At 60.9% G+C, this 4,036-nt stretch carries 5 protein-coding genes; 4 read left to right on the top strand and 1 reads right to left on the bottom strand.

Features of this window, described 5'->3' with window-relative positions; translation table 11 throughout:
* Nucleotides 1-407, top strand: a 407-nt coding sequence (locus tag HXO69_RS08745) for a DUF6318 family protein (RefSeq protein ID WP_296546573.1), incomplete at its 5' end; no start/stop codon positions are given.
* 235 nt (nucleotides 408-642) lie between these two features.
* On the opposite strand, the gene HXO69_RS08740 is transcribed toward HXO69_RS08745, so the two are convergent.
* Nucleotides 643-1,272 (bottom strand): DUF3043 domain-containing protein, encoded by a 630-nt coding sequence (locus tag HXO69_RS08740; protein ID WP_296546571.1) that lies wholly within the window; start codon nucleotides 1,270-1,272, stop codon nucleotides 643-645.
* A 115-nt stretch (nucleotides 1,273-1,387) separates the two neighbouring features.
* Between HXO69_RS08740 and HXO69_RS08735 the strand changes: the two genes are divergently transcribed.
* From HXO69_RS08735 to trpD, 3 genes are all read left to right on the top strand, one after another.
* The gene (locus HXO69_RS08735) at nucleotides 1,388-2,782 is read left to right on the top strand and encodes a M20/M25/M40 family metallo-hydrolase (RefSeq protein ID WP_296546569.1); all 1,395 of its coding nucleotides are present in this window, start codon (nucleotides 1,388-1,390) and stop codon (nucleotides 2,780-2,782) included.
* Between the two features lie 247 nt (nucleotides 2,783-3,029).
* Nucleotides 3,030-3,383 (top strand): iron-sulfur cluster assembly accessory protein, encoded by a 354-nt coding sequence (locus HXO69_RS08730; protein WP_049347628.1) that lies wholly within the window; start codon nucleotides 3,030-3,032, stop codon nucleotides 3,381-3,383.
* Nucleotides 3,384-3,493: 110 nt separating this feature from the next.
* The coding region (gene trpD, locus HXO69_RS08725) for an anthranilate phosphoribosyltransferase (RefSeq protein ID WP_296546565.1) at nucleotides 3,494-4,036 on the top strand (543 nt) is incomplete at its 3' end.

The raw sequence follows: 4,036 nt of genomic DNA, 5'->3' as shown, positions 1-4,036 counted from the left end.
ACGGATACCGCGCAAAAACCCCCGACGGCATCCTCAAAACCATGGACGCCTGGAACCAATGGATCAACTACGGCGTCCAAACCGGCGACTACAGCAAAGCCCGCGAATTCCTCTCCACCTCAAACGACGGAGAACTCAAAATCTACCGGGAAATAGAAGCACTCTACCAGCGCGGCGGATGGGTCATCGATGGCATCGAACACTTCGAACCCGCCGGCATACCCAGGACCGACGACCATCAAACCTACTACCTGGAAACCAACCACGAATGGGACAAACACACCGAAGTGGAACCTGACGGCCGCCAAGAAACCTGGAGCAGCGACAAGGAAGAAGAAATCTACACGTTCGCCCTCGAATACCGCGACGGTAGATGGCAGATCCTCTACTCCCGAATCGACGCCTAACCGTACCGGCGTCTAGCCGCGACATATACGTCCAGAAGCCACATGTGTTTCGAAAAGCCACCAAAGAAGTAGCTTCTCGAAACACATGTGGCTTCTCGCGTAAGAGGGTAAGAATTAGCGGACATAAAAATAGGGGAGAGGCCCGAGAATACTCAGGACCTCTCCCCACACCCAACAAGCGCAACCCCCACAGAGCCACAGCTACCGGGGAGCCACACTACAGGGTACAAACGACTTAGTGCGGGTACTCGCCGTACTTCACCATCGGAACCGGGCGGCGCATACGACGAATCATCATCACACGGTTAAACGCATACATGCCAGAACCACGCTGAACCTCGTCGAACTTCGCAATCAGCTTCTTCTTCAGGCCACGCCACAGAATGAAGTAGTCAACAACCCACAGAATCATCAGCGCATACATTGCGTACACCGAACCGTAATAAATCGGTGCCGCCGCAGTAGACGTGCCAGCCACACCCTGAGCAATCCAGCCACCAATGAGCAGAACCAGCAGAATAGCCAGCATGAAATCGCCAAGGTTACGACGCGCATCCACATAATCACGGATATAACGGCGCTGCGCACCACGATCCACGGCGGGCAGGTAACGCTGATCGCCACCCATCAACGCATCATTCTGACGCTCACGAGCCTTCGCCATCGCCTCACGTTCACGAGCCTTTGCCTCCTTACGGTCATTAACAACCAGAGGCTGACGACGAGCCGCCTGCTGCTCCTTACGCGAAGGAGTAGGACGGCCCTTCTTCGGGGTGAACTTCGGATTAACCGGAGCCTGAGGCTCCTCTACAACCTGCGGCTGAACAGCTTCCGCCTCAGCCTTCTCTTTCTTACGACCAAACACCCTCCCATCATACCCGAACGGCACACACCAAACCCGCCCCCACAAGCGCACACCAGCAACTGAAACGAACCCAACCGCCCGCCAGCAGGGGTAAGGATGGGGGTAAGGTAGAAACATGACTACTGAATTCACCCACCACAGCGCCCTCCGCGACGCCGTCACCAAAAACTTCGAAGCAACCCTGCAGACCCTCACCGAGCTCGTCGCCATTCCCTCCATCGCCTGGGAATCGCACGACCTCACCCAGGTAGACCGCAGCGCCGAGGCAGTCGCCGCGCTCGCAACCAAGGCAGGGTTCGACAACGTACGCATCGAACGCGCCACCTACACCACCGCAGACGGCACCGAAAAGCAGGGCATGCCCGCCGTCATCGCCCAGCGACCCGCCGCAGAAGGCTACCCGACTATCCTGCTCTACGCCCACCACGATGTACAGCCCGCCGGCGACCTCGACCTGTGGGACACCGAACCCTTTGTCGCAACCCGCAAGGGCGACCGCCTCTACGGCCGTGGCGCAGCAGACGATAAGGCAGGCATCCTCGTGCACCTCGCCGCGCTCGCAGCCCTCAACGAAACCCTCGGTGAGGACTTCAAACTCGGCGTGAAGCTCTTCATCGAAGGCGAAGAGGAGGCAGGTTCGCCCTCCTTCGTGTCCTTCCTCAACACCTACCGTGAGGAACTGTCCGCCGACTACATCGTCGTCGCAGACTCCGCCAACTGGCGCGCCGGCGTACCCGCACTGACCACCAGCCTGCGCGGCGTCGCATCCGGCGACATCGAGGTGCGCGTCGGTAGCCACGCCATCCACTCCGGCATGTTCGGCGGCCCCATGCTCGACGCCCACACCCTCATGGCGCAGCTACTCGCCACCCTGCACGACGCCACCGGCGCCGTAGCCGTCGAAGGCCTGCACCGCGCCCCCGAACCCGAACTCGAATACGCCGAAGCAGACTTCCGCAGCGACTCCGGCATCCTCGACTCCGTACCCCTGGCAGGCACCGGTAGCGTTGCATCCCGCCTGTGGACCCAGCCGGCAATCTCCGTCATCGGCATGGACATCCCCAGCATCGCAACCTCCTCCAACACCCTCGCCGTCGTATCCCGCGCACGCATCAGCACCCGCCTGGCACCCGGCGACAACCCCGAAAACGCACACCGCGCACTCGCCGAACACGTCAAGGCGCACGCACCCCACGGCGCCGAGGTCAGCTACACCGCCGTCGACTCCGGCATGCCCTTCGCCACCGAAGTCGACGCAGACGGCGCACAGACCGCCCTCGACGCAATGCGCACCGCCTGGGGCCTCGAACCCGTACAGACCGGCATGGGCGGCTCCATCCCGTTCATCTCCGACCTGAAGGACCTCTTCCCGCAGGCACAGATCCTCGTCACCGGCGTAGAAGACCCCGACACCCGCGCACACAGCGCCAACGAGTCCCTCTACATCCCGGACTTCAAGAACGCAATCCTCGCGGAGGCGCTGCTTCTCAGCGCACTCGGCGCTCGCTAAACGCGCTCGCTAGGAACATCCACAAAAAGTGGGGGAGAAGGGTCACAAACCCCAACCCCCACTTTTTCGGTATCCTAGAAGCAGAATTACATGTCAAGCCCCCACATCAAAACTCACGCCCCCGGCGAACTATGCACACCCTAGGTTGTACATCAAACACTCGGGCGCGTATCGTGAAGGCTAAAACGCCCACACGCACCCACACGCGGCGCACACGGGCAACCAACCAAACAAAAGGACAACACCAATGAGTGAAACCACCACCGAACTGCCGACCCACGGCGTCAACCTCACCGAAGTAGCACAGACCAAGGTCCGCACCCTCCTCGAACAGGAAGGCCGCACCGACCTGCGCCTGCGCATCGCCGTCCAGCCCGGCGGCTGCTCCGGCCTCATCTACCAGCTCTACTTCGACGAACGCGTCCTCGACGGCGACGCAGTCCGCGACTTCGACGGCGTAGAAGTCATCGTCGACAAGATGAGCGCACCCTACCTCGACGGCTCCACCATCGACTTCGAAGACACCATCGAAAAGCAGGGCTTCTCCATCGACAACCCCAACGCAGCAGGCTCCTGCGCATGCGGTGACTCCTTCCACTAAACCGAAGGCACCCACCACGCGCCACTAAAGCGCAACACACCTAACAAACCCCCGTCTCGCATACTGCACCCAACCATGCAGATACGCGGCGGGGGTTTTACACTTAACACATGACTACGCACGAAATCACCTGGAAATACATCCTCAACCAGCTCGTCAAACACCAAAACCTCACCGACACTGAAGTCGCATGGGCAATGGACCACATCATGACCGGCCAAACCGAACAGCCGATCCTCGCATCCTTCCTCACCGCCCTCCACTCCAAAGGCGAAACCCCCGAAGAACTCGGCGCACTCGCAGCCGGCATGATCGCCAAAGCCGAAACCGTCGACATCAACCCCCACGCCGTAGACATCGTCGGCACCGGCGGCGACCAGCAAAACACCGTCAACATCTCCACCATGGCAGCCCTCGTCATCGCAGGCACCGGCGCCACCGTCGTCAAGCACGGCAACCGCGCCTCCACCTCCAAATCCGGCTCCGCAGACGTCCTCGAAGCCCTCGGAATCCGCCTCGACATGCCCATTCCCGCAGTCGCCGAATGCGCTCGCGAGACCGGCATCACGTTCCTGTTTGCGATGACCTTCCACCCGGCAATGCGCCACGTGGGCCCGACTCGCCGCCTGCTGGGCATTCCGACCGCTTTCAAC

The organism is Rothia sp. (in: high G+C Gram-positive bacteria) (assembly GCF_015265375.1).
In the GTDB taxonomy this organism is placed as follows: domain Bacteria; phylum Actinomycetota; class Actinomycetes; order Actinomycetales; family Micrococcaceae; genus Rothia.
The sequence above is the reverse complement of the archived record's forward strand: the minus strand, read 5'-3'. Positions and strand labels throughout refer to the sequence as shown.